The organism is Thermoanaerobacter wiegelii Rt8.B1, from assembly GCF_000147695.2.
GTDB lineage: Bacteria > Bacillota > Thermoanaerobacteria > Thermoanaerobacterales > Thermoanaerobacteraceae > Thermoanaerobacter > Thermoanaerobacter ethanolicus.
In genome coordinates this window covers 1,376,471-1,399,354 of record NC_015958.1, presented here as the reverse complement: position 1 = coordinate 1,399,354, position 22,884 = coordinate 1,376,471, and the positions used below count along the sequence as shown (strand labels likewise).

The window sequence follows — 22,884 nt, the reverse complement described above, 5'->3', positions numbered from 1 at the left end:
ACATGAAAAAATTTGAATTTAATTTGCAGCCGGTATTAAATTTGAAAGAACAGTCAGAGAAGATAGAAAAAGAGAGATTGTCTAAAATTATGGCAGAAATAAATTTACAAAAGGAAAAATTACATAATCTGACTAAGCATCTCAATGAGGTTTTAGAAGAGAGAAAAGATGAAATAAGTAAAGGGACTACAGCTCTTAAAATAGCCGAGTCTGATGCTTATGTAAGAAAAATACAACAGATGATTGAAGACAAGAGAAATCTTATAAAAAAATTAGAAAAAGATGCTGACTTAGTAAGAGAAAATCTTTTAAAGATTTCTAAAGAAAAAAAGGCATTAGAGAATTTAAGAGAAAAGCAATTCACTGAATATCAATATCTATTGAACTTAGAGCAAAATAAGGTGATAGATGAGCAGATAAGTTTTAGAGTAGCTAAATCCTATTAGGAGGATAACCATATGCAAAATGAAGAAACACAAGTGAAAAAGCGGCCAAAAACGAGGCTAATATTTTTAATACTTTTGCTAGTGATTATAGGGGGCATGGCTGCGATAATTTACTTTAATATAGGGGGAAGTCAAACCTATCTAACAAAACAGTTATCAAAAGTTCCGATTTTAAAAGGCTTGATTTCTCAGCCATCAGTCCAGGACAAAAATGCAGAAATAGCAAAACTTACTAATGAATTAAAAGCAAAGGAACAACAAATTGCTGACTATGAGGCTAAGTTAAAAGAAAAAGATGACCAGATTAATGCTTTAAAAGCAGAATTAGAGAAAATACAGAATGAAAGTAGTACTTTAAAACAACAGTTAGAAAATAAGCAAGCTAGTTTAAAAGATATAGCTACTTATTATCAAAACATGGACCCTCAAAATGCAGCTCAAATTTTTAACAACATGTCAGATGAAGATGTAATAAAAATATTAAGTTACATGAATAAAGACAGTGCATCAAAAATATTAGAGTCATTAAAAGCAGATAAAGCAGCTAAAATAACTAATATTCTTTTAAAAAATGCTACAATGATTCCTTAGAAAGGAGGTGAGAGGGATTGAGTGGAATACTACTTGATACTGAATTGTTGCCATTTGCAGTAGTGAATGTAAAACCTGATGGAATCAAAGCAGCTACAAATTCACAAAAAAACTTAGCTACCAGAGGAGATAGTCCTCCTAAATTTTCAAAAGTGTTAAATCAACAATTGCAGTTAGCTGTTAAAGAAAATGGTGAAACTCTGTCCTCCAAAATCGAGAAAGATAAAAACATCGAAGAAGGTCAAGACGCAAAATTTGCTGATATAGAAGATACGCTGATTAAAGATGTTTTTAATTGGCTGCAATACTTAATAAATACTTTAAACGTAACAGGACAAATGAGGGAGGGCGAACAACAGTCAGTTGGCTCTCAGGAATTGGTTGGAGTTTTTCAAAAAGAAGTGGGACAACTGCTGCAGAATTTTTTTCAAGGCAAAAATTTGGATATTGACAAAATCTCTCAAAAAATTAGCCAACTTTTAGAGAAAAACTTCGGCATCAAATTGCAATCAGATACAATAGCTAACGCTATTAAAACCGGCAATTTTGAAGAAATTTTAAGTCTCTATAAAAATAAAAATCCTGATGGGGAAATTGCGAAAGTACAAGAATCAGATATGTACGTTTCTCGTTTACAATCCTCTAATGCTAAAGAAGGAAAAAATAATTTGACACAAGTTAAAGAAGAAGATGAGAATTTGGCTCAATTAAATTCACAGCGTCTTTTGAGTACAGTCAGTAAGGATAACAGTACAAAATCAAAAAATTTACCATCAAATTCAAATAACGAATTCTTTGCAATTAAGAAAGACGGAGATTTTGAGCAAAATCAGTTGTTTCAACAAAATGACTTTGCATTTTTAAAACACGACACAAAAATCTTTGATAATCAATTAATACAACAAAACTCTAAGTTCCATCAAAAACCTGAAATTCAAATTTTTGACCAAATAATAAACAACATAATTCTTTCAAAAAATGAAGTTTCTTCGACTATTAGTATACAATTAAAACCAGAATTTTTAGGGAAACTTCAAATTAACCTTAAATCTATAGATGGTAACATCATCGCTACCATAATAACAGACAGCGAGAAGTTAAAACATCAGATTGAATCTAATTTAGCAATTTTAAATAGTCAGTTAGATTTAAAAGGAATTAAAATAGATAGTTTTAATGTGACAGTAGACAAAAATATGCAATTTACTTCTCAATACAATGGCCAGCAAGGTTATAACGATGCATCAAAGCAGCAAAATATGCAAAAAGGATATGTCAATTACTTAGTTTATGAACTTCCACAAACAGAAGAGATAGATCTGCCACCACAAAATTATCAGATTTCACAAGACCATATTGACGTAAAAGCGTAGAAAGGAGGGAATATTGTGGATATAAATACTAATTACAATATTACAACTGTTTACACTAACAGAGTAACAACATCAAAAGACCAATTGGGAAAGGATGATTTTTTAAAACTTTTAGTCACCCAGCTAAAAAATCAAGATCCTTTAAAGCCAATGGATGATAGAGAATTTATTGCACAATTGGCACAGTTTTCAACGTTAGAACAAATGCAAAACATGAATAGCAGCTTTAATGCGGTAAGAGCTATAAATTTGATAGGCAAAAATATATATGCTACCATTACTGACAATAATGGAAATTCTCGAACTGTGACAGGAAAAGTAGATGTTGTTTATAAGCAAAATGGAGAATACTTTTTACAAGTGAACGGCATAGATGTGCCAGTGGATGCTGTGACAGCTGTTTCGGAATGAGGTGATAAAATGTCTGAGATAGTGAAAATCCCTCAAAACCTAAATGTCAATTATTTAGCCCAGAGAGTAGCAGGTAACAATGGAACTTCTACAGCCTTCAAAGAAGTTTTAAATGAAAAAATTGATGAACTAAAATTTTCAAAGCATTCACTTATGAGGATGGAAATGAGAAATGTTAAAATTACGCAGAAAGAATATCAAAAGCTTTTGGAGGCAGTAAACAAAGCTAACCAAAAAGGAATAAAGGATTCTCTAATCATAATAGATAACAAAGCCTTTGTAGTAAATTTAAAGTCTAAGACGGTTATAACGGCAATGGATGGAGAAATGTTAAAAGATAGTGTTTTTACAAATATAGACGGTGCTGTAATAATTTAAGCCGGACCTTAACGAGGGGGCTTATCGCTTTTGACTGACAGAGAAAGCGAGCAGCACCGAAAATAAAGGGAGGAGAAAAAATGTTAAGGTCAATGTATTCTGCAGTTTCAGGGTTGAAAGCTCATCAAGCAAGGATGGATGTAATAGGAAATAACATAGCAAATGTCAACACTGTTGGATATAAAGCCAGCAGAATGACTTTTAAAGAAATATTTAGTCAGACGATAAAAGGGGCTTCTGCGCCTCAAGGAAATGGCGGTGGAACTAATCCTCAACAGATTGGTCTGGGAGTAGCTATAGCTTCAATTGACACGTTGTTTACAAGAGGCGGTGCTCAAAGAACAGATAATCCTACAGACCTTTCAATTGATGGAAATGGATTTTTCATTGTCTCCAATGGAGGAGCAAATTTGTATACAAGGGCAGGAAACTTTAGCTTTGACTCTAACGGGGATTTAGTAACACCTGATGGATATAAAGTTTTGGGTTGGATGTCAACAGATGGGAAAACAGTAAACACTGATACAGGAAATTTAGTGCCAATAAGCCTTAAAAATTGGTCAAGCATAGACCCGGTAGCGACTACACAATTAGAAATAGGAGGAAATCTAAATGCTTCAACAGCAATAGATGCAGATATAAGCTATAATATCGTTGTATATGATTCTCAAGGAGGAAGTCATGTAGCAACTATCACTTTTACTAGAAAAGCGGCAAATTCATGGGATTGGAAAGTATCCTCTTCTGATCCAGCAATTTCATCTATCGATGGTACAGGTACTCTTACTTTTGATTCTGAGGGGAAAATTGCGCCAGATCAAAGTGGAAATAGAATTGCAACTGGTACCCTGACTTTTAATATGGATAGTAATATGACAAACGCAACTATTGGTCCTGTTTCACTTGACCTTTCAAAACTTACTATGTTCTCAAGTGAGACCGATTTGAGAGAACTCAGTAAAAATGGAAATGAAGCGGGTTCTTTGGAGAACATTAACATAGACAAATATGGAGTTGTATCAGGTATATATTCCAACGGTCGCCGACAGATAATTGGGCAAATTGCTATTGCAGATTTTCAAAACCCCATGGGATTAGAGAAGATAGGAAATACCATGTTTATTAATACAGTAAACTCAGGAGAACCAATGATAGGAGCAGCTGGTACAGGTACAAGGGGTTCTATAAATCCTGGAACCTTAGAGATGTCTAATGTAGATTTGTCTAATGAATTTGCAGATATGATTGTAACTCAAAGAGGTTTTCAAGCTAATGCGAAAGTTATAACTGTCTCTGATGAAATATTGCAAGACCTTGTTAATATGAAGAGATAATTATAGTCTGCTGGGCTTTGTGCCCAGCAGATGTAATGGAGGAAAATTATGATTTATGTTACCCGTCTTAATAATGAAGAATTCATTGTCAACGCTGAGTTAATTGAATTCATAGAGAGAACACCAGATACGGTCATAAGCCTTACCACTGGTAAAAAAATAGTTGTAAAAGAAACGCCAGAGGAAATTATACAAAGAGTCATAGAATATAAGCAAAAAATTTTCACTAAAGAGGTGTTAGAATGAATACAAAGACGATTCTTATAGCAGTAGTTGCGGCAGTTTTATCGTTTGGTATTGCTTTCGTATATTTTAATAATTTTGCATTTACTAACAAACCTAAAGAAATCACCTATTATAATTACTCTCCTGGCGGAGAATTTATAACTAATTTAAAGGGAGACGGAAAATTTGTCAAGGCAACAATAGAGTTGCAAGTTGCAGATAAAAATATTTTAAAAACCTTAGAAGAGAGGAACCCCCAGATTAGAGATTTGATAATCCAAATTTTAAGAGGAAAAACAGAACAAGATGTGGAAGGGCCTGAAGGACAGGAGAAGTTAAAAAACGATATAAAAAATGAGATAAATAAAATAATAGGTGAAGGAAAAATTGTAAATGTATATTTTGATGAATTTATTGTTCAATAGGGAGGAGGGGGTCTTTTGGCTGAAATATTATCGCAGAGCGAGATAGATGAACTATTAAAAGCTTTTAGTTCGGGTGGGTTAGATGTCCAAGAAATTGAAAAAGCAGAAGAAACTAAAAGTAAAAAGATAAGAAATTACGATTTTAGAAGGCCTAATAAATTTTCAAAAGAACAACTGCGAACTCTTCAAATGATTTTTGAAAATTTGTCAAGGTCTCTAACTTCCTTTTTGTCAGGATATTTGAGAACAATAGTAAATGTTACAGTGGTCTCTGTTGACCAGCTGACTTATTATGAGTTTAGTAATTCTTTAAACAATCCAGTTTTCATTGCTATTATTGATGCAGCTCCTTTAGAAGGCCCTTTTCTCTTGGAATTTAATAATAATACTACTTATGCAATACTTGATAGAATTTTGGGAGGAATGGGAAAAGGCGAGCTTTTGGATAGGGATTACACTGAGATCGAGATTAGCCTTTTGACTAAAATTGTAAAACAAATACTTCCACTTTTCAAGGAACCGTGGAGTAATATATTAGATATTAATCCCTCTTTAATAAGAGTAGAAACTAATTCGCAGTTTGCTCAAATAATATCTCCTAATGAGACTGTAGCTTTGTGTACTTTATCTATAAAAATCAATGAAACAGAAGGAATGATGAATTTTTGTATGCCTCATTTGACATTAGAACCTATTGTACCCAAATTAACGACAAAATTTTGGTTTTCTAGTATGAAAAAAGAAGATAAGGTAAATCCGGAACTTATAAAGAGTAAAATAAGCAAAACTTATATACCTCTTACTGCTCAACTTGGTTCTACAACCATTACTGTAAAAGAATTTTTGGAGTTTGAAATAGGAGATATAATTATGTTAGATAAACATTTCAAAGAGCCTGTAGATATAATAATCGATAAAAAAGTCAAATTTAGAGGTATACCTGGAATCAAAAATAACAAATACAGTGTAAGAATAACAGAAGTTATTTACAAAGGAGATGAAGAAAGTGAATGACTTTTTATCACAAGAGGAAATAAATGCACTATTAAAGGGATTAACGGAGGAATCTACTGAAAACCAAGTTACAAATTTAAAAGAATTGACAGAAGAAGAAAAAGATATATTGGGTGAAATTGGAAATATAAGTTTTGGCACTTCAGCCACTACTTTATATACTTTATTGAGAAATAAAGTTACTATTACTACTCCAAAAGTTTCAGTATTATCTTGGGAAGAGTTGAAAAAGGAATTTAATATTCCTTACGTGGGTGTTGAAGTAGAGTACACGGAAGGACTAAAAGGTCATAACCTTCTTATTTTAAAAAAAGAAGATGTACTTAAAATGACAAATTTGATGATGGGGGGAGAAGGAAAAGTAGAAGATGGAGAAATTACTGATCTGCATTTAAGTGCAATAGGAGAAGCCATGAACCAAATGATAGGTTCTGCTGCTACTTCCCTTTCTACCCTTCTCAATAAAACTATAAATATTTCACCGCCTAAAGCTTTTATTGTCGATTTTACTGCCTCTTTGCCAACAGATATTTCATTTCCGGAAGGCGATGTAGTAAAAATTGCCTTTAAAATGGAAGTAGGAGAAATAATCGATAGTGAAATTATGCAGCTTTTGCCTCTTGATTTTGCTAAGGAACTAGTGCAAAGTGTTTTGTCGAAAAATGAAGAAAAACCATCAGAAGTGACTTTCCAAGAAGAGAGTTCTAATGTTATAATAGAAAATGATGAAAAGATTGTCGAAACAGCTAATAATATATCACCAGGGGGGAAAGTTACCAAGAAAGAACAGAAAGTCAATGTAAGTCCTGTAGTTTTTCAAAGCTTTGACGAAGATTCTTCTTCTAAAGGCAAAAAAGATAAAGAAAATTTAGATTTAATTTTAGATGTTCCTCTTACTATTACTGTCGAATTAGGCAAGACTAAAAAACTTATAAAAGATATTTTAGAATTAAGTGAAGGTTCTATTATTGAATTGGATAAATTGGCAGGTGAGCCAGTAGATATTTTGGCAAATGGAAAGTACATAGCTAAAGGGGAAGTAGTGGTAATTGATGAGAATTTTGGGGTTAGAATTATAGATATTGTTCATCAAAGCAAAAGAATTAGCAATATAGAATAAAGATGAGGAGGAATCATTTGTGAGCAAAATAATGATAGTTGACGATGCTGCTTTTATGAGGATGATGATTAAAGATATTATTTCAAAAAACAATTTAGGGAGTGTAGTAGAAGCCGAAAATGGTGCTGTAGCAGTAGAAAAATATTTTCAAGAAAATCCAGATCTGGTTATTATGGATATTACTATGCCGGAAATGGATGGAATACAAGCAGTAAAGGCAATCCGTGCAAAGGATCCCAATGCAAAAATAATAATGTGCTCTGCTATGGGGCAACAAGCTATGGTTATCGAGGCAATTCAAGCAGGAGCAAAAGATTTTATCGTAAAGCCTTTCCAACCTGATAGAGTAGTGGAAGCTATTAAAAAATTGTTGAAGTGAGGCGCTTAAAGTGTCTAATGGCACAGAATATGTTTTTCAATTGATATGGTATTTAATTGCTTTCCTTTTAGTAATTGGAGCGGCTTTCTATATAACCCGATTTATAGGACAAAGTACTTTAAGATATACTCGCTCTACTAATTTACAGGTGATAGACTATATTATTTTAGGTAGAGATAAAGGTTTATATATAGTGAAGGTAGGAGACAAATTTTTTCTTATAGGTGTGAGTAACAACAATATAACTTATCTTACAGAGATAAATAAAGAAGATATAAAAGTTCTAACTAATGATAAAGATTTTGTGACAAATTTGAATATTTCAATAGAGAGATTAAAACAGCTAAAAAACAGATATTTGTCTAAAAAAGATGGTGAGCAAAAATGAATTTAGGAGATTGGGTTTCATCGGTAACAGCTCCTTCAAATATAGCTACAAGCCTACAAATAGTTCTTCTGCTGACAGTTTTGACTTTGGCACCTTCTATTTTGATAATGATGACTTCATTTACTCGCATAGTAGTTGTGCTGTCTTTTTTGAGAAACGCGTTAGGACTTCAACAAATGCCTCCTAATCAAGTGCTAATTGGTTTGGCGTTGTTTCTCACCCTGTATATAATGGCTCCTGTGGGGCAAGATATCAACAATAATGCTATTAAACCTTATACTGAAGGAAAAATAACTCAAGAGGAAGCGTATCAAAATGCTATCAAACCATTGAAAAATTTTATGTTGAAGCAAACAAGGCAAAGTGATTTAAATCTTTTTGTAAGTTTAGCTAAAATTAAAGTAAATAATGCAGAAGACCTTCCCATGAGAGTGGTCATTCCTTCTTTTATCATCAGTGAATTAAAAACTGCTTTTGAAATTGGCTTTATAATTTACATTCCCTTTTTAATAATTGATATAGTAGTCGCCAGTGTTTTAATGTCAATGGGTATGTTTATGTTGCCACCTGTTTTGATATCTCTTCCCTTTAAAGTGTTACTTTTTATTTTGGTGGATGGATGGAACCTGGTTGTAAAATCTTTGATTTTAGGTTTTAGATAGGAGATGAAACAAGTTGAATACGGGAATGGTTATAGATATAGGAAGAGAAGCTTTAACTATTGCCTTAAAAGTTGCTACTCCTTTATTAGCAGTAGCATTAGGGGTAGGACTTTTAATTAGCATTTTTCAAGCTACTACACAAATTCAGGAACAAACTTTATCTTTTGTTCCTAAAATTGTCGCTATACTTATAAGTCTAATTCTATTTGGGCCATGGATGCTTACTACTTTGGTCAACTACACTCAAAGGTTGTTTTTAAATATTAATAATTTTATAAAGTGATGTAAAATGGATATAATTCAGTATTTACTTCAAAATGTTCAAGTTTTTATATTACTTTTCGTCAGAATGCTTGGCATTTTTATACTTACACCTTTTTTTGGTACAAAAAATGTTCCTACTACTTTTAAAATAGGTTTAGGTTTTTTTGCTGCAGTAATTGTTTTTGATACCATGGGACCAGTGAATTTGCAAATAAATAATGTTTTAGATTACTTTATTGTTGTCATATCTGAGTTCATTGTTGGACTCGTGATAGGGCTGGCATCTATGATATCCTTCAGTGCTATACATTTAGCCGGTCAGCTAATTGATTATCAGTTGGGTTTTGGACTAGTAAACATTTTAGACATTCATAGTGAAACCCAAGTTCCTTTAATGGGAAATTTCATATATATTTTGACAATCCTTATCTTCATGCTTATGAATGGCCATTATACCTTATTTACAATGTTGGCTAAAAGCGTTGATATAATTCCTATTGGGAAAGTTGCTTTTGATTTATCTGGTATATCTCAGGTCTTAGCAAAAATGGTCTCTGATATGTTTATATTAGGTTTTAGAATAAGTGCTCCTATAATTTTAACAACTCTTTTGACAGATTTAACTCTGGGAATAATCTCCCGTACTATACCTCAGCTTAACGTCTTTATGATAGGAATGCCAGCGAAGATTTTTGTTGGAATCTTTACTTTGCTTATTATGTTGCCGATGTACCTGACAATTATAGATTTTATGTTTAGTGGAATGAATGCTGACATTTTTAGATTGATGAAATTTATGACAAGGTGATAGTTTTGAGTAAAATAAATTTACAATTGTTTGCTGAAGAAAAAACTGAACCAGCTACGCCTAAAAGGCGACAAGATGCAAGAAAAAAAGGGCAAGTCTTCCAAAGTAGGGAAATAACTTCTGCTTTAGTAATTGTAGCAGGTTTTTTGGCAGTAAATATACTTGCAATGCCTTCTTTAGGAAAAATGATGGCTTTAATAAAATATTTGCTTTATACTTATTCTGGAGCTAATGACGATGTTTTTAACGTAGTAGGTATACGAAATCTGTTTACATACGTCTTGCAGCAAGCAATATCAATAATTATGCCTATAATCTTATTGATTTTTGTCGTTTCTCTTGCATCAACTTATCTTCAAGTAGGCTTTGTATTTACAACCGAGCCCCTTGCCTTTAAATTCGAAAGATTAAATCCTGTGGAGGGCTTTAAGAGAATTTTTTCAAAAAGAGCATTAGTAGAATTAGCTAAATCTATTGCTAAAGTGGCAGTTCTTTTCTATATAATGTACTCTTTTTTAGCTTCTCAATATAAAGGTATACCAATGCTTCTTGATATGTCAGTTCAAGATATATTAAAATACGCTTTAAACATACTTTTGGGAATTACTATTAGAATAGGAATTGTACTTATTGTTCTTGGAGCGTTAGATTATTTCTTCCAGTGGAGAGAATATGAAACAAGTCTTAAAATGAGTAAAGAGGACATAAAGGAAGAGTTTAAAGAGACAGAAGGAAACCCACAGATAAAAGCAGAGATAAGAAGAAAGCAGCGACAAGTTTCTATGAGAAGAATGATGCAAGACTTAAAAAAGGCAGATGTCGTAATAACAAACCCAACTCATCTTGCTGTTGCTCTTATGTACGATAGCAATGTCAATGATGCACCTGTAGTGATAGCTAAAGGACAGGATATGATCGCCCTCAGAATAAAAGAAGAAGCTAAGAAGTTAAATATCCCTATAGTAGAGAATAAGCCATTGGCTCAAGCGCTGTATAGGTCTACTGAAATAGGAGATATGATTCCACCAGAGCTTTATCAAGCTGTAGCTGAAGTTTTGGCTTATGTCTACAGCTTAAAGGGAGAATAGGAGGGATAATTTGAAAGCCTCTGAGTTTACTGTGGTTCTTTTTGTAGTAGGAATAGTCTTGCTCATAATAATTCCTGTACCACCTGTTATCATGGACTTTTTATTAATATTTAACATAACTTTGTCTATAATAATACTTTTAACTACTATGTATGTAAAAGATGCTTTAGATTTTTCTATATTTCCTTCTATATTATTAATAACTACTCTTCTGAGACTGGCTCTTAACATTTCGAGTACGAGACTTATTTTAAGCAATGCCTATGCAGGTGGCGTAATACAGGCCTTTGGAAGTTTTGTAATAGGTGGAAATCCAGTTGTCGGATTTATTATTTTCTTGATAATTGCAATTGTACAATTTATCGTCATAACCAGAGGAGCAGAGAGAGTATCTGAAGTGTCAGCAAGATTTACTTTGGATGCAATGCCGGGAAAGCAAATGGCAATAGATGCTGATTTAAACGCAGGTCTTATAACAGAAAAAGAAGCTCGTGAGAGGAGAAAAGAAATACAGCAAGAGGCAAAATTTTATGGGGCAATGGATGGTGCTAGTAAATTTGTCAAAGGCGATGCAATTGTTTCTATAATTGTTATAATTATAAATATTGTTGCAGGTCTCATTATCGGAATGGTAATGAAGGGGATGGATATAAATAGGGCTTTAAATACTTATACTGTTTTAACAGTAGGCGAGGGTTTGGTAAATCAAATACCAGCACTTTTAATATCAACTGCTACTGGAATGATTGTCACTCGTTCAGCTTCTGAATCAAATTTAGGAGGGGATGTAATAAAGCAGCTTTTCAATCAGCCTCGAATTCTGAAAATAGCAGCTGGGTTGCTCTTCGCATTGGTATTAGTACCTCTTTTACCTAAACTCCCACTTATCTTAATGGGTTCATTGTTTGCATATCTTGGATTTGCAGGGACTCAAAAAGTAACAGTAAAAGAAGAAGAACAAGAAGAAAACATAAAAGAGTTAGAGAATATAAGAGATCCTAAGAAAGTATATGAATTATTGCAAGTTGACCCTATTGAACTGGAATTTGGTTATGAATTGATTCCTCTTGCAAGTGGAGAATTGTTAGATAGAATTGTCATGATAAGAAGACAAATTGCTCTTGATTTGGGTATTGTGGTCCCAATGATTCGTTTAAGAGATAATATTCAATTAAAACCAAATGAATACGTCATAAAGATTAGAGGAAATGAAATTGCCAGAGGCAAGGTATACGTTGATAGGTATATGGCTATGACTGCCGGAGAAATAGATGAAGATATTTCTGGAATTCGAGAAAGAGAACCAGCTTTTGGATTGCCTGCAATTTGGGTAGATGAAAACGAAAGGTCAAAGGTTGAGGCAAGAGGATATACCGTAGTAGATGTTCCTTCTGTCATTGCTACTCACCTTACTCATATTATAAGACAGCATGCCCATGAACTTTTAGGAAGGCAAGAAGTGCAGAGTTTAATTGACAATGTAAAAACTACAAATCCTGCCTTAATAGAAGAATTAGTTCCTAAGCTTTTAACAATAGGTGAAATAGAAAAAGTGCTTTCTAACCTTTTAAGAGAGGGGCTATCTATTAGAGATTTAGTCACCATATTAGAGACTTTAGCTGATTATGCCCCTATTATACGAGATACAGATGTTTTAACAGAGTATGTAAGACAGGCTTTAGCTCGTACTATTTCCAATAAATATGCTGCAGGTGGTAAAATTGAAGTTATAACGTTAGATCCGAGTGTTGAACAGTTAATATCCTCTGGTATAACTCAGACAGAACATGGTTCTTATTTAGCATTGGAGCCTTCTTCGGCACAAAGGATTTTAAAGAATATCCATGAATTAGTAAAAAAGGTAACTTTAAAGGGTGGACAACCTGTAATTCTGACAGCGCCTGTAACTCGATTTTATCTCAGAAAGTTAGTAGAACAAATTTCTCCCGATATTGCTGTTTTGTCATATAATGAACTTTTACCAAATATTGAAGTTACATCGGTGGGGACGGTGAGGTTAAATGAAAGTTAAAAAATATATTGCTAACGATTATCAAGAAGCTTTAAGAATGATAAAAGCGGAAATGGGAAGTAACGCTGTAATACTTCATCAAAACAAAATTAAAGAAAGAGGGATTATAGGACTTTTTAAGAAGAGTAAAGTGGAAGTAGTAGCAGCGGTAGAAGATTACCCACCGGTAATACCTAAAGAAAGTATTACAAAAAATGATATAAATGAACTTAAAAATTTGATTAAAACTATAGCTACCAATAAAAATGGAACAGTTACAGAAGCTAAGGAGAAAACTTTAGTTTCTAAATTAATAGATTATGGAATAGAAAGGGAAGTATCTCAGTTATTGGGGGAGGGAATTGATGAATTTGATAATAAAGGAATAAAAATTTTAAAAGAACGAATAGAGGCTTTTATGGGACCTCCTCAAAAATTGAATACTGAAAAAAGCAAAAAAATTTTGTTCATTGGACCTACTGGAGTGGGGAAAACTACTACAATTGCAAAAATTGCTTCTAATTTGATATTGAATGAAGGTAAAAATATAATGCTCGTTACAGCAGACATTTTCAGAATAGCGGCGGTAGACCAGCTGAAAACTTATGGGGAAATTTTAGGAGTGCCAGTAAAAGTAGTAAATAATATTTTTGACCTTCATAAACTTCAGCCAGAGCTTGAAAAGTACGATGCTGTTTTGATAGATACAGCGGGAAGAAGCCATAAAGATGAAAAGCGAATAAATGAATTGAAAACCTTCATTAAATATGCAAACTGTGATGAAACTTATTTATGCTTGAGTGCTACGACTAAATCGGAAGATTTAAAGGAAGTGATAAAAAGATATGAATTTGCAGGAGATTATAAATTAATTTTTACAAAATTAGATGAAACCGATAATTATAGTTCCATTTTAAATGCTGTTTATTATTCAGGGCGGCCAATTTCTTATTTTACAAATGGACAAATAGTTCCTGATGATATAACTTTAGCAGGAAGTGAAATTATCGCCTCAAGTATAGTAAAGGGGAATTAGTATATGATGGACCAGGCTGAAAGTTTAAGAAAATTGGTTTCCCAAAAAAATAAAATAAAAAGAAGCAGGGTTATTACAATTACAGGTGGAAAAGGCGGCATTGGCAAAACATGTATCTCAGTAAATCTTTCTTTGGGGCTTAAAAAATTGGGCTATAATGTTACGATTATTGATGCAGATTTGGGATTTTCAAATGTCGAAATTGAATTAGGAGTTACTTCTAAGTATACTTTATTAGATGTTTTATACAACAACAAAATGATAACAGAAGTCATAAGCGAAGGACCTTTAGGCATAAAATACATATCTTCTGGTGGAGATTTCAACCTTATCAATGAAGGAGTAGATTTAAGCCTTTTTCTAAACAACATTAAAATTTTAGACTATTATTCCGATTTTATTATTATAGATACGGGTGCAGGGCTCAATAACGTAATTAGCAATTTTTTGAAAGCGGCCGATGAAGTTTTACTCATAGTAACTCCTGAACCCACGTCTATTATGGATGCATATACTCTTATTAAGTATTCACTGGTAGGTGAAGATAAAAAGATTAATGTGCTGATAAATAAGGTAAAAAATTTTAATGAATACAAAAAAATTTATGAGAGGTTTGAAGCAGTAGTTAAAAACTATTTGGGTGTTCCTTTGATTGATTTGGGTTATTTGGAAAATGACGAAAAGATGATGGAATGTATAATTGAGCAACATCCCATTGTCCTTAAATATGAAAATAGTAAAACCTCAAAAAGGATATTGCAAATTGCAGCTCAAATAGCTAATCAACCTCCTCCTATAGAAAACAAGGGGTTGTGGGGTATTTTTTCTAGACTTATAAATAGAGGAGGATTTAGATGAATCAGATAAATCTACAACCAGGGCAGAAATTAAGATTAGGGTTAAACAATGGTCAAAATATGTACTCATCTCAAGTACAGGATATTTCTAAAAATGGAACTATATTAATTGATACTCCAGTATACAGTGGACATTTAGTTCCTGTGAGAATAGGTTCAATAGTTCAAATAATTTATTTTACAAAACAAGGTTTATTTACCTTTTATGCCAAGGTTTTAAATAGATTTTCTGGAAAACTTGCTCTTTTAGAAATAATGCCTATAAGCAGTGTAGAAAGATTGCAAAGGAGACAGTATTTTAGATTAGAAAAAGTGATTCCCTTTACTTATACTATTAGTGGTGGAGAAGAAGATAAGGTTTATAAAGGCCTTATTCAAGATATAAGCGGTGGAGGATTAAGATGTAAGGTAGATAAAAAAGTAGAGGTAGGGACTATCATAAATTGTGTTTTTACATTAGACCAAGAGATAACAGTAAGCGGAAAAGTAGTGAGATATGAAGAATTATTAGAAAAAGGATATGAAATTGGTCTCTGTTATGTGGACATTGATGAAAAAGTAAGAGAAAAAATTATAAGCTATATCTTTGAAGAACAGAGAAAAAGTAGACAAAAAGGGATTGAATGATTTATGAAAAATGATTGTCTTGTTATAATTGGGGCTTCTACTGGGGGGCCTAAAGCACTGCAATATATATTGACAAATTTACCAAAGGACCTTTTTGCTTCAGTAATTGTAGTACAACATATGCCAGAAAAGTTTACTAAAATGATGGCAGAAAGATTAGACCAAAGTTGTAATCTCAAAGTAAAAGAAGCAGTAGATGGAGAGGAAATTTTGAAAAATGTAGCTTATATCGCACCTGGCGATAAAAATTTATTATTAATTGAAGAGAATGATAAAGTAAAAATTAAACTTTCTACTGATTTTGAATCTGTTTATAAACCTTCCATTGATGCTACTTTCATAAGTGCTTCCCAAATAAATGCTTGCATAATAGCTGTTATTTTGACAGGTATGGGAAGTGATGGTTCGAAAGGACTTAAGTTTTTAAAAGAGAGAGGAAGTTTTATTATATGTCAGGATATCAATTCTTCTTTAGCGAAAGGAATGCCTTACAATGCTATAAAAACAGGATTTGTTGATAAAGTTCTTCCTTTGGATAAAATTCCAGTAGAAATAATTGAGAAGGTGAGGGAATTTTATGGAAAATAATCAATACATCGATATATTTATTGAAGAATCACAAGAGCATATAGAAAATTTAAATAGCAATTTATTGCTTTTGGAAAATGACCCTGAAAATAGGCAAGTAATCGATGAGATTTTTAGGTCTGCCCATACTTTAAAAGGCATGGCTGCTACTATGGGCTTTGAAAACATGAATAAATTAGCGCATAAAATGGAGGATGTATTACAAGAGGTAAAAAATGGTCAATTGCATATTTCTCATGCAATCATGGATATTCTTTTTAAGTGTGTAGATACTTTAAGTGAAATGCTAGATTCAATATCACAAACAGGAGAAGATAATGTACCTATTGATGAGTTGATATTTTTACTTTCGGGTGTTAGTTCTAAATCTGGAAACAAAGAAAATATTGTACAAAAGGAAAATAATGCTTCTGGGAGCGATACTCTACTAAATGTATACGAAGAAGATATAATAAGAGAGGCAGCAAAAGATAATTACAAAGCCTATAAAATAACAGTACATATTGACAAAGGGTGTGTTATGAAATCCGCTCGTGCTTTTATAATCTTTAATAGTTTAGATGAAATAGGAGACATAATAAATTCTTCTCCCTCTGTAGAAGACATTGAAGATGAAAAATTTGAGGATAGTTTCACTGTTCACATCATTACAAAAGAGGATAAAGAAAGTATTGAAAAAAGATTATTGTCTATTGCTGAGGTCAACAACGTGGAAGTGGAACTAATAAACATTGATTTAAATAAAGAAGGGGAAAGATTTGTCAAAGAGGTATCTTCTTCACAATCTCAAAGTTTTGAGAACATAAAAAAATCTCAAAGCAATAATAAAACTTCAAAAAGTGTAAGAGTAGATATAGACAGATTGGATAATTTAATGAATTTAGTAAGTGAGCTTATAATCATAAAAACCCGCCTTGAAGGGTTAGAGGCAGATAATAAAAACTCTGAAACTGTAAGTGCTATTGAATATTTAGAGAGAATAACTACTAATTTACATGATGCTGTTATGAAGGTAAGAATGGTACCAGTTGAAAGAGTATTCAACAGGTTTCCAAGAATGGTAAGGGATTTATCCTATGAGTTAGGCAAAAAAATTGTTCTCAATATGTATGGACAAGATACAGAAGTAGATAGAACTGTCATAGATGAAATTGGTGATCCTTTAGTTCATTTGATAAGAAATTCCATTGATCATGGTATCGAAATACCGCAAGAAAGGTTGCAAAAAGGAAAACCAGAACAAGGTACCATTAATTTGAGAGCTTATCATGAAGGTAATAATGTCATAATAGAAGTTAGTGATGATGGAAGAGGAATTGATATAGAAAAAGTCAAAGCAAAAGCAGTAGAGAAAGGCATTTACACCGCTGAGCAAGTAAATGACCTTTCTAAAGATAAAATTTTAGACCTTTTATTTAGGCCAGGTTTTAGCACTACTGACAAAGTTACAGATATTTCTGGCAGAGGCGTAGGATTAGATGTAGTAAAAAATAAAATCGAATCCTTAAACGGCTCAATTGAAATATTATCAGAAATAAATAAGGGAACAAAATTTATAATTAAACTTCCTCTTACTTTAGCAATTATACAAGCTTTATTAGTAAAAGTAGGAGATGAAAAATTTGCAATTCCCCTTAATTCAATTTCAGAAATAGTTCATAAAAAAGAGGAAGAAATACACAATGTTCAAGGAAAGGAAGTAGTTCTTTTTAGAGGAAAGGTAATTCCAATAATAAGATTAAATGAAGTATTAGAAACCAAAAAGATTTCTAATAATGGAAATTTGGTGTGTGTAATTATCAAAAAAGGCGAAAATTTAGCATGCTGTACTGTAGATGAATTAATTGGTCAGCAAGAGATAGTCATAAAACCATTAGGGAAGTATCTTTCTAATGTCAAAGTTATTGCAGGAGCTACAATATTGGGAGATGGCCAAGTGGCCTTGATTGTCGATGCCAACAATTTGTTTTAACAGGGAGGGAGAATTTTGAGCCTATATGTTATCGCCAAAATTGATGAGGAAGAATATGCAATAAACATAGAAAAAGTGCAGACTATAGAAAAAGTAATGCCTATAACAAGAGTTCCTCAGACTGAAAGTCATGTAAAAGGCGTTATAAATTTAAGAGGAGAAATAATTCCTGTGATTTCTTTAAGAGCAAAATTGGGTTTACCAGAAAAAGAGTACGATGAAGATACAAGAATTGTGGTTTTAAAGGCTTACGATATGTTAGTAGGCATGATTGTAGATAATGCTAATGAAGTGGTTGATATTGCAGAAGAAGATATTGATAACTTGGTTTTTAATGAGGCTTCTGACGAATTTGGAAAATTCGTCAGCAAAGTAGGAAAAATTAAAGATAAGGTATTTCTCATTTTAGATTTAAAAAAATTATTAGATGTCAGGGTGTGAGAAATGTGGATATTAACCGATTAAATGAAATGTACTTAGACATTTTAAAAGAATTAGGAAATATTGGAGCAGGAAATGCTATAACTGCTCTTTCAACAATGATTGGCAAAAAAGTGGACATGCAAGTGCCAAAGGTAAAAATTCTAGATTTTCAAGAAGTATCAGATATATTTGGCTCTGCTGATACGATCATTGTTGGTATTTATTTCGATCTAGATGGAGATGTAAAGGGTAATATTCTTTTTGCACTTGATATAAAAAGCGCTGCTTCTCTTATTTGGAGCCTCATGGGATTGGAAGTAAAAGAAGAATTTGATGAGTTAGAAAAATCCGCTTTAGAAGAAATAGGAAATATTATGGCGGGTAGCTATGTAGCCTCATTATCTACTCTTACTTCTTTAAATATGAAAATTTCACCTCCCGCAATAAGTATAGATATGGCAGGAGCAATTTTGAGTGTTCCGGCTATTAAATATGGAGAAATTTCTGATAAGATTTTGTTTATTGAAACACAATTTATAGAGGGTGAAAGACTTATAAAAGGTGATTTCTTCTTAATACCAGATATTATCTCTTTTGATTTAATACTAAAAGCACTTGGAGTTGAAGTGAATGGAAAATAAGATTTACAGGGTTGGAATGGCAGATGCGAAGGTCACACAAAGCCCAGGAATTCTTACAACTATTGGGCTGGGGTCTTGTGTGGGAATTGTTCTTTATGACCCAATTACAAAAGTATCAGGACTAGTACATATTATGTTACCTTATAGTAACAAAATGTCTGATAATTCCAACAAACTTAAATTTGCCGACACCGGAATCCAAATTTTGATTGAAGAAATGGTAAAATTAGGTGCTAATCCTAAAAGGTTGATTAGCAAAATTGCTGGAGGAGCGCAAATGTTCTCTTCTAAAATAAATTCTGACATTATGAACATAGGAGAAAGAAATGCTATTGCTACTAAAGAAGTGCTAGGAAAACTTGGCATACCAATCGTTGCAGAAGATATAGGTGGAAATTATGGAAGGACTATTGAGTTTTATTCTGAAGATGGAAGACTGTTAGTTAAAACTATTGGCTATGGAATTAAATACATTTAAAAATTGGGGGAATTTTGTATGTCATTAGCGGAGGAGGATATATGGAAAACTTATAATTCTAATAAAGACCCAAATTTACGAAATGAAATAATAATCAAGTATATGCCACTTGTCAAACATATTGTTAAAAAACTCATTATTTCTGATATTACTCAATCTGAATATGAAGACTTAATAAATCAAGGAGTAATTGGCCTTATCGATGCAATTGAAAAATATCAGCCTAGTAAAGGTGTAAAATTTGAAACTTACGCTACTTTAAGAATAAGAGGAGAAATAATAGACTATTTGCGAAGAAAAGATTGGATGCCTCGAAGCCTCAAAAAGAAGTACAAAAAAATAGAAGAAACCGTAGAAACACTTCAACAAAAATATAATAGAGAACCTACAGTTGAAGAAATAACAGAAGCTTGCGGCTTAAATGAAACAGATGTTTTAAAGACTTTAAGCTATATCAATGTTTCTAACATTAACTCTTTAGAGGAAGCTATTGAAAATAATTTAAAATTACATGCTATTTCAAATGTAGAATTAAAAAATCCAGAAGAAGAAGTATTGTACAAAGAACTAAAAAGAAAGCTAGCAAGTGCTATTGAGAGTTTACCAGATAAGGAAAGATTAGTTATAACATTGTATTATTATGAAGATTTAAACTACAAAGACATAAGCAAAATATTGAATTTAACAGAGTCTAGAATATCACAAATTCATACAAAAGCTATTAAAAGGATAAGGGAAATGTTAGGCGAATACTTTTAAAATGGGGGCTTTAAAATGGATGAAAAAAAGTATAAAGTACTTGTTGACGTGTCAAGAGATAAACAACAAGCCTATTTGACTTTAATTGAAGACCCCAATGGCATTAGTATTAATAAAGAAGTTTTATTACAAGAAATAGCAAAACATAATATAGTATATGGAATAAAATTCGATGTTATAGATAATATTTGTAAAGATTTGAAAAAGGTAAAAGGTGTATTAATTGCAGAAGGTAAAAAGCCTATAAATGGAGAAGATGGAAAGATAATTTTTGAGATAGACGTAGAAAGGGTTGCAACCCCAAAAATTTTGGAGGACGGAAGTGTAGACTATAAAAATTTGGACTTGTTTAAAAACGTTAAAAAGGGCCAAATAATAGCTCGAAAAATAAATCCTACTGAAGGACAACCAGGAATTAATGTTTTTGGACAAAAAGTTGATGCTCTAGGCGGCAAAGATGTAAGACTTCCTCTTGGAAAAAATACTTATATTGATGAGGATAAGCTTGTAGCTGCTGTAGATGGCCATATTGTGGTTTTAAACAACAAAATAGAAGTACATACTCTTTTGGAAGTAAAAGAAGTCGACACTTCTGTAGGAAACATAAAAACGGTAGCAAGTGTAAAAATTACTGGAAATGTTAAATCAGGTTTTACTGTTGAAAGTGAAGGTAATATAGAAATTTTTGGAGTAGTGGAAGCAGCCACTATAATAGCAAAAGGGAATATCAGTATTCATAAAGGAGTACAGGGCGCTGGAAGGGCAAAAATTATCGCAGAAGGAAATATTACAGCAAAGTATTTACAAAACTGCAGTGTAGAAGCCGGAGAAGATATATACAGTGAAGCGATAATTTATTGCGATGTAAAAGCAGGAGGAAGTGTAAAACTTTTGGGAAATAAAAGCCAAATTATTGGCAGTAAAATTGTAGCTGCAAGAGAAATTTCAGCGGCAAATATTGGTTCAAAAATGGGAACGTATACAGAATTACAAGTAGGTATACTGCCTCAAAAGAGACTGAAAATAGCGGAATTAACTTGTCAAATAGAACAAAACAATGCTCAATTAGAAAAAATAGGAAAAATTCTTAAGTACATAGAAAAAATCGAAAACTTACCTCCTGATAAAGAAGAGATTTATCATAAAGCTAAAAAATCTTTCCAAGATTTAATTTCTCTAAATCATCGTCTAAGTGAGGAATTAAATTCTTTAAAGGAGGAAATAAAAAGTTCTAGTATTGGAATTATAAAAGTTTTTGATACAATATTTCCAGGAACTAAACTCGTCATTGATGACGTGACTTTAAAAATACAAGAACCTATTAAATATGCTATGTTTATAAAAAATGAGGAAGAAATAAAATTTTTTCCTCTAAAATAAGGAGATGAATTTTATGTCCTCCAATGCCCCTATTGATTTAAAATCTATTCTACCCCGTACTGTAGAGGTAGGAAATTTGAAACAAATTGACCTTCAAAAGCCTGTCATTTATTCTCAGCAAATAACAACCCTTTCTAATAGAGAAAATGAAATAAAGAAGACAAAGCCTAATGAACTCGAGAAAACAGAAAAAACTCTTATAAAAGATCGTCGAAACTCTGAACAGAAAAATAAGCAGGAAAAAGATAAGGATAAAAAACGTAAAAAAAACATAGGCCATCTAGACATAAAAGTGTGATAATATATTGACATTTAGTAAAATATATAATATAGTATTCATTGTCAGTCAATAACACACGCCTAATGATTGCAAAAAGGGTGCCTGAAAAGGTCTTTTTGCAAGAGGATTTAGGCGGAGGAATAACCATAGGAGGTGGATGTATGTCGGTAATTTCAATGAAGCAGTTATTAGAGGCAGGGGTACATTTTGGTCATCAAACAAGAAGATGGAACCCTAAAATGGCTCCTTATATTTTTACAGAAAGAAATGGAATTTACATCATTGATTTACAACAAACGGTAGAAAAACTAGAACAAGCTTATGAATTTGTCAAAAAGTTGGCCATGGAAGGAGGCACTATTCTTTTTGTTGGGACCAAAAAGCAGGCTCAGGATTCTATTAAGGAAGAAGCAGAAAGATGTGGTATGTTTTATGTAAATCAAAGATGGTTAGGTGGAACCCTAACTAATTTTAAAACAATTAGAGGAAGGATTCAACGATTAAAAGAACTCAAAAAAATGGAGGAAGATGGAACTTTTGATGTTCTTCCTAAAAAAGAGGTAATAAAACTTAGGAAAGAAAAGGAAAGATTGCAGAAATTTTTGGGCGGAATAGAGAATATGCAGTCTCTGCCTTCTGCTTTATTCATAGTTGACCCCAAAAAAGAAGCTATCGCTGTGGCAGAAGCTCGAAGCTTGGAAATACCAATTGTAGCTATTGTAGATACCAATTGCGATCCTGAGCTAATCGATTATCCTATTCCAGGAAATGATGATGCTATAAGAGCTGTCAAGCTTATTACATCAAAAATTGCAGATGCAGTGATTGAAGGCAATCAAGGTGAACAATTTGCTGCTTCAGAAGAGTGAAAATTTTTGTCTAGTGGTAAGGAAAAAGGCAAAGCTCCTTACCACTATTGTATATCA

29 protein-coding genes are annotated in these 22,884 nt (G+C 32.5%); all 29 read left to right on the top strand.

All coding sequences use genetic code 11. The annotated features are described in order from the left end of the window. Positions 1-2: 2 nt before the first annotated feature. The 29 genes from fliJ (at position 3) to rpsB (ending at position 22,827) form a co-directional block, all read left to right on the top strand. The gene (fliJ, locus tag THEWI_RS06930; protein WP_003866705.1) at positions 3-446 is read left to right on the top strand and encodes a flagellar export protein FliJ; all 444 of its coding nucleotides are present in this window, start codon (positions 3-5) and stop codon (positions 444-446) included. 12 nt (positions 447-458) lie between these two features. Further along, a complete protein-coding gene (locus tag THEWI_RS06925; RefSeq protein ID WP_014062909.1) occupies positions 459-1,037 on the top strand; it encodes a MotE family protein in 579 nt (192 codons plus the stop codon). A 17-nt stretch (positions 1,038-1,054) separates the two neighbouring features. Then, positions 1,055-2,410, top strand: a complete 1,356-nt coding sequence (locus tag THEWI_RS06920) for a flagellar hook-length control protein FliK (RefSeq protein ID WP_014062908.1) — start codon at positions 1,055-1,057, stop codon at positions 2,408-2,410. A 15-nt stretch (positions 2,411-2,425) separates the two neighbouring features. Then, positions 2,426-2,821 carry a flagellar hook assembly protein FlgD gene (gene flgD, locus THEWI_RS06915; RefSeq protein ID WP_014062907.1) on the top strand — a complete coding sequence of 132 codons (396 nt, stop codon included), beginning with the start codon at positions 2,426-2,428 and terminating at the stop codon, positions 2,819-2,821. Between the two features lie 9 nt (positions 2,822-2,830). After that, on the top strand, positions 2,831-3,199 hold the full coding sequence (locus tag THEWI_RS06910) for a TIGR02530 family flagellar biosynthesis protein (RefSeq protein WP_003869167.1): 369 nt from the start codon (positions 2,831-2,833) through the stop codon (positions 3,197-3,199). 80 nt (positions 3,200-3,279) lie between these two features. Next, positions 3,280-4,533: a flagellar basal-body rod protein FlgF gene (gene flgF, locus THEWI_RS06905; protein ID WP_014062906.1), complete on the top strand. Its 1,254-nt coding sequence runs from the start codon at positions 3,280-3,282 to the stop codon at positions 4,531-4,533. A 48-nt stretch (positions 4,534-4,581) separates the two neighbouring features. Next, positions 4,582-4,779, top strand: a complete 198-nt coding sequence (locus tag THEWI_RS06900) for a flagellar FlbD family protein (protein WP_003869165.1) — start codon at positions 4,582-4,584, stop codon at positions 4,777-4,779. After that, a complete protein-coding gene (locus THEWI_RS06895; protein WP_003869164.1) occupies positions 4,776-5,183 on the top strand; it encodes a flagellar basal body-associated FliL family protein in 408 nt (135 codons plus the stop codon). Before THEWI_RS06900 ends, THEWI_RS06895 begins: the two co-directional genes overlap by 4 nt. Positions 5,184-5,198: 15 nt before the next feature. Further along, positions 5,199-6,197 carry a flagellar motor switch protein FliM gene (gene fliM / locus THEWI_RS06890; protein ID WP_014062905.1) on the top strand — a complete coding sequence of 333 codons (999 nt, stop codon included), beginning with the start codon at positions 5,199-5,201 and terminating at the stop codon, positions 6,195-6,197. Then, positions 6,190-7,317: a flagellar motor switch phosphatase FliY gene (fliY, locus tag THEWI_RS06885; RefSeq protein ID WP_014062904.1), complete on the top strand. Its 1,128-nt coding sequence runs from the start codon at positions 6,190-6,192 to the stop codon at positions 7,315-7,317. The genes fliM and fliY overlap by 8 nt, the downstream gene beginning before the upstream one ends. 19 nt (positions 7,318-7,336) lie before the next feature. Continuing rightward, complete coding sequence (locus THEWI_RS06880) at positions 7,337-7,696, top strand: response regulator (RefSeq protein ID WP_003866715.1); 360 nt, start codon at positions 7,337-7,339, stop codon at positions 7,694-7,696. 10 nt (positions 7,697-7,706) lie between these two features. After that, positions 7,707-8,084: a flagellar biosynthetic protein FliO gene (fliO, locus tag THEWI_RS06875; protein ID WP_004396189.1), complete on the top strand. Its 378-nt coding sequence runs from the start codon at positions 7,707-7,709 to the stop codon at positions 8,082-8,084. Then, on the top strand, positions 8,081-8,746 hold the full coding sequence (fliP, locus tag THEWI_RS06870; protein ID WP_003869160.1) for a flagellar type III secretion system pore protein FliP: 666 nt from the start codon (positions 8,081-8,083) through the stop codon (positions 8,744-8,746). The genes fliO and fliP overlap by 4 nt, the downstream gene beginning before the upstream one ends. A 13-nt stretch (positions 8,747-8,759) precedes the next feature. After that, a complete protein-coding gene (gene fliQ, locus THEWI_RS06865; protein ID WP_014062903.1) occupies positions 8,760-9,029 on the top strand; it encodes a flagellar biosynthesis protein FliQ in 270 nt (89 codons plus the stop codon). A gap of 6 nt (positions 9,030-9,035) precedes the next feature. Continuing rightward, positions 9,036-9,818 carry a flagellar biosynthetic protein FliR gene (fliR, locus tag THEWI_RS06860; RefSeq protein ID WP_014062902.1) on the top strand — a complete coding sequence of 261 codons (783 nt, stop codon included), beginning with the start codon at positions 9,036-9,038 and terminating at the stop codon, positions 9,816-9,818. Further along, positions 9,815-10,906, top strand: coding sequence for a flagellar biosynthesis protein FlhB (gene flhB, locus THEWI_RS06855; RefSeq protein ID WP_006570400.1), 1,092 nt, complete (start codon positions 9,815-9,817; stop codon positions 10,904-10,906). Before fliR ends, flhB begins: the two co-directional genes overlap by 4 nt. Before the next feature lie 10 nt (positions 10,907-10,916). Then, positions 10,917-12,938, top strand: coding sequence for a flagellar biosynthesis protein FlhA (gene flhA / locus THEWI_RS06850; RefSeq protein ID WP_014062901.1), 2,022 nt, complete (start codon positions 10,917-10,919; stop codon positions 12,936-12,938). Next, a complete protein-coding gene (locus tag THEWI_RS06845; RefSeq protein ID WP_014062900.1) occupies positions 12,928-13,953 on the top strand; it encodes a flagellar biosynthesis protein FlhF in 1,026 nt (341 codons plus the stop codon). Before flhA ends, THEWI_RS06845 begins: the two co-directional genes overlap by 11 nt. A gap of 3 nt (positions 13,954-13,956) precedes the next feature. Then, positions 13,957-14,811 carry a MinD/ParA family ATP-binding protein gene (locus tag THEWI_RS06840; protein ID WP_003869154.1) on the top strand — a complete coding sequence of 285 codons (855 nt, stop codon included), beginning with the start codon at positions 13,957-13,959 and terminating at the stop codon, positions 14,809-14,811. After that, positions 14,808-15,437, top strand: a complete 630-nt coding sequence (locus tag THEWI_RS06835; protein WP_014062899.1) for a flagellar brake protein — start codon at positions 14,808-14,810, stop codon at positions 15,435-15,437. Before THEWI_RS06840 ends, THEWI_RS06835 begins: the two co-directional genes overlap by 4 nt. Positions 15,438-15,440: 3 nt before the next feature. Then, a complete protein-coding gene (locus tag THEWI_RS06830; RefSeq protein WP_003866725.1) occupies positions 15,441-16,025 on the top strand; it encodes a CheB methylesterase domain-containing protein in 585 nt (194 codons plus the stop codon). Next, on the top strand, positions 16,015-17,997 hold the full coding sequence (locus tag THEWI_RS06825; protein ID WP_014062898.1) for a chemotaxis protein CheA: 1,983 nt from the start codon (positions 16,015-16,017) through the stop codon (positions 17,995-17,997). The genes THEWI_RS06830 and THEWI_RS06825 overlap by 11 nt, the downstream gene beginning before the upstream one ends. A 15-nt stretch (positions 17,998-18,012) precedes the next feature. Then, on the top strand, positions 18,013-18,438 hold the full coding sequence (locus tag THEWI_RS06820; RefSeq protein ID WP_004396195.1) for a chemotaxis protein CheW: 426 nt from the start codon (positions 18,013-18,015) through the stop codon (positions 18,436-18,438). 5 nt (positions 18,439-18,443) lie between these two features. Next, positions 18,444-19,061 (top strand): chemotaxis protein CheC, encoded by a 618-nt coding sequence (locus THEWI_RS06815; RefSeq protein WP_019907682.1) that lies wholly within the window; start codon positions 18,444-18,446, stop codon positions 19,059-19,061. After that, positions 19,051-19,539 carry a chemotaxis protein CheD gene (locus THEWI_RS06810; protein ID WP_004396197.1) on the top strand — a complete coding sequence of 163 codons (489 nt, stop codon included), beginning with the start codon at positions 19,051-19,053 and terminating at the stop codon, positions 19,537-19,539. Before THEWI_RS06815 ends, THEWI_RS06810 begins: the two co-directional genes overlap by 11 nt. An 18-nt stretch (positions 19,540-19,557) precedes the next feature. Next, positions 19,558-20,298, top strand: coding sequence for a FliA/WhiG family RNA polymerase sigma factor (locus THEWI_RS06805; RefSeq protein WP_014062897.1), 741 nt, complete (start codon positions 19,558-19,560; stop codon positions 20,296-20,298). Positions 20,299-20,313: 15 nt separating this feature from the next. Next, entirely contained in the window at positions 20,314-21,678 is a 1,365-nt protein-coding gene (locus THEWI_RS06800; RefSeq protein ID WP_014062896.1) for a DUF342 domain-containing protein, read from the top strand. A 13-nt stretch (positions 21,679-21,691) separates the two neighbouring features. After that, on the top strand, positions 21,692-21,976 hold the full coding sequence (locus THEWI_RS06795) for a hypothetical protein (RefSeq protein ID WP_004396200.1): 285 nt from the start codon (positions 21,692-21,694) through the stop codon (positions 21,974-21,976). A 143-nt stretch (positions 21,977-22,119) separates the two neighbouring features. Continuing rightward, positions 22,120-22,827 carry a 30S ribosomal protein S2 gene (gene rpsB / locus THEWI_RS06790; RefSeq protein WP_003869145.1) on the top strand — a complete coding sequence of 236 codons (708 nt, stop codon included), beginning with the start codon at positions 22,120-22,122 and terminating at the stop codon, positions 22,825-22,827. Positions 22,828-22,884 lie beyond the last annotated feature (57 nt).

Bases quoted from the DNA above. Each gene is read 5' to 3' on its own strand.
- THEWI_RS06895 (WP_003869164.1), top strand. From the start codon at position 4,776: ATGAATACAAAGACGATTCTTATAGCAGTAGTTGCGGCAGTTTTATCG.
- THEWI_RS06800 (WP_014062896.1), top strand. From the start codon at position 20,314: ATGGATGAAAAAAAGTATAAAGTACTTGTTGACGTGTCAAGAGATAAA.
- rpsB (WP_003869145.1), top strand. From the start codon at position 22,120: ATGTCGGTAATTTCAATGAAGCAGTTATTAGAGGCAGGGGTACATTTT.
- THEWI_RS06925 (WP_014062909.1), top strand. From the start codon at position 459: ATGCAAAATGAAGAAACACAAGTGAAAAAGCGGCCAAAAACGAGGCTA.
- THEWI_RS06795 (WP_004396200.1), top strand. From the start codon at position 21,692: ATGTCCTCCAATGCCCCTATTGATTTAAAATCTATTCTACCCCGTACT.
- THEWI_RS06900 (WP_003869165.1), top strand. From the start codon at position 4,582: ATGATTTATGTTACCCGTCTTAATAATGAAGAATTCATTGTCAACGCT.
- THEWI_RS06840 (WP_003869154.1), top strand. From the start codon at position 13,957: ATGATGGACCAGGCTGAAAGTTTAAGAAAATTGGTTTCCCAAAAAAAT.
- THEWI_RS06805 (WP_014062897.1), top strand. From the start codon at position 19,558: ATGTCATTAGCGGAGGAGGATATATGGAAAACTTATAATTCTAATAAA.
- THEWI_RS06810 (WP_004396197.1), top strand. From the start codon at position 19,051: ATGGAAAATAAGATTTACAGGGTTGGAATGGCAGATGCGAAGGTCACA.
- fliR (WP_014062902.1), top strand. From the start codon at position 9,036: ATGGATATAATTCAGTATTTACTTCAAAATGTTCAAGTTTTTATATTA.
- fliJ (WP_003866705.1), top strand. From the start codon at position 3: ATGAAAAAATTTGAATTTAATTTGCAGCCGGTATTAAATTTGAAAGAA.
- fliP (WP_003869160.1), top strand. From the start codon at position 8,081: ATGAATTTAGGAGATTGGGTTTCATCGGTAACAGCTCCTTCAAATATA.
- THEWI_RS06845 (WP_014062900.1), top strand. From the start codon at position 12,928: ATGAAAGTTAAAAAATATATTGCTAACGATTATCAAGAAGCTTTAAGA.
- THEWI_RS06910 (WP_003869167.1), top strand. From the start codon at position 2,831: ATGTCTGAGATAGTGAAAATCCCTCAAAACCTAAATGTCAATTATTTA.
- THEWI_RS06825 (WP_014062898.1), top strand. From the start codon at position 16,015: ATGGAAAATAATCAATACATCGATATATTTATTGAAGAATCACAAGAG.
- THEWI_RS06830 (WP_003866725.1), top strand. From the start codon at position 15,441: ATGAAAAATGATTGTCTTGTTATAATTGGGGCTTCTACTGGGGGGCCT.
- THEWI_RS06835 (WP_014062899.1), top strand. From the start codon at position 14,808: ATGAATCAGATAAATCTACAACCAGGGCAGAAATTAAGATTAGGGTTA.
- flgF (WP_014062906.1), top strand. From the start codon at position 3,280: ATGTTAAGGTCAATGTATTCTGCAGTTTCAGGGTTGAAAGCTCATCAA.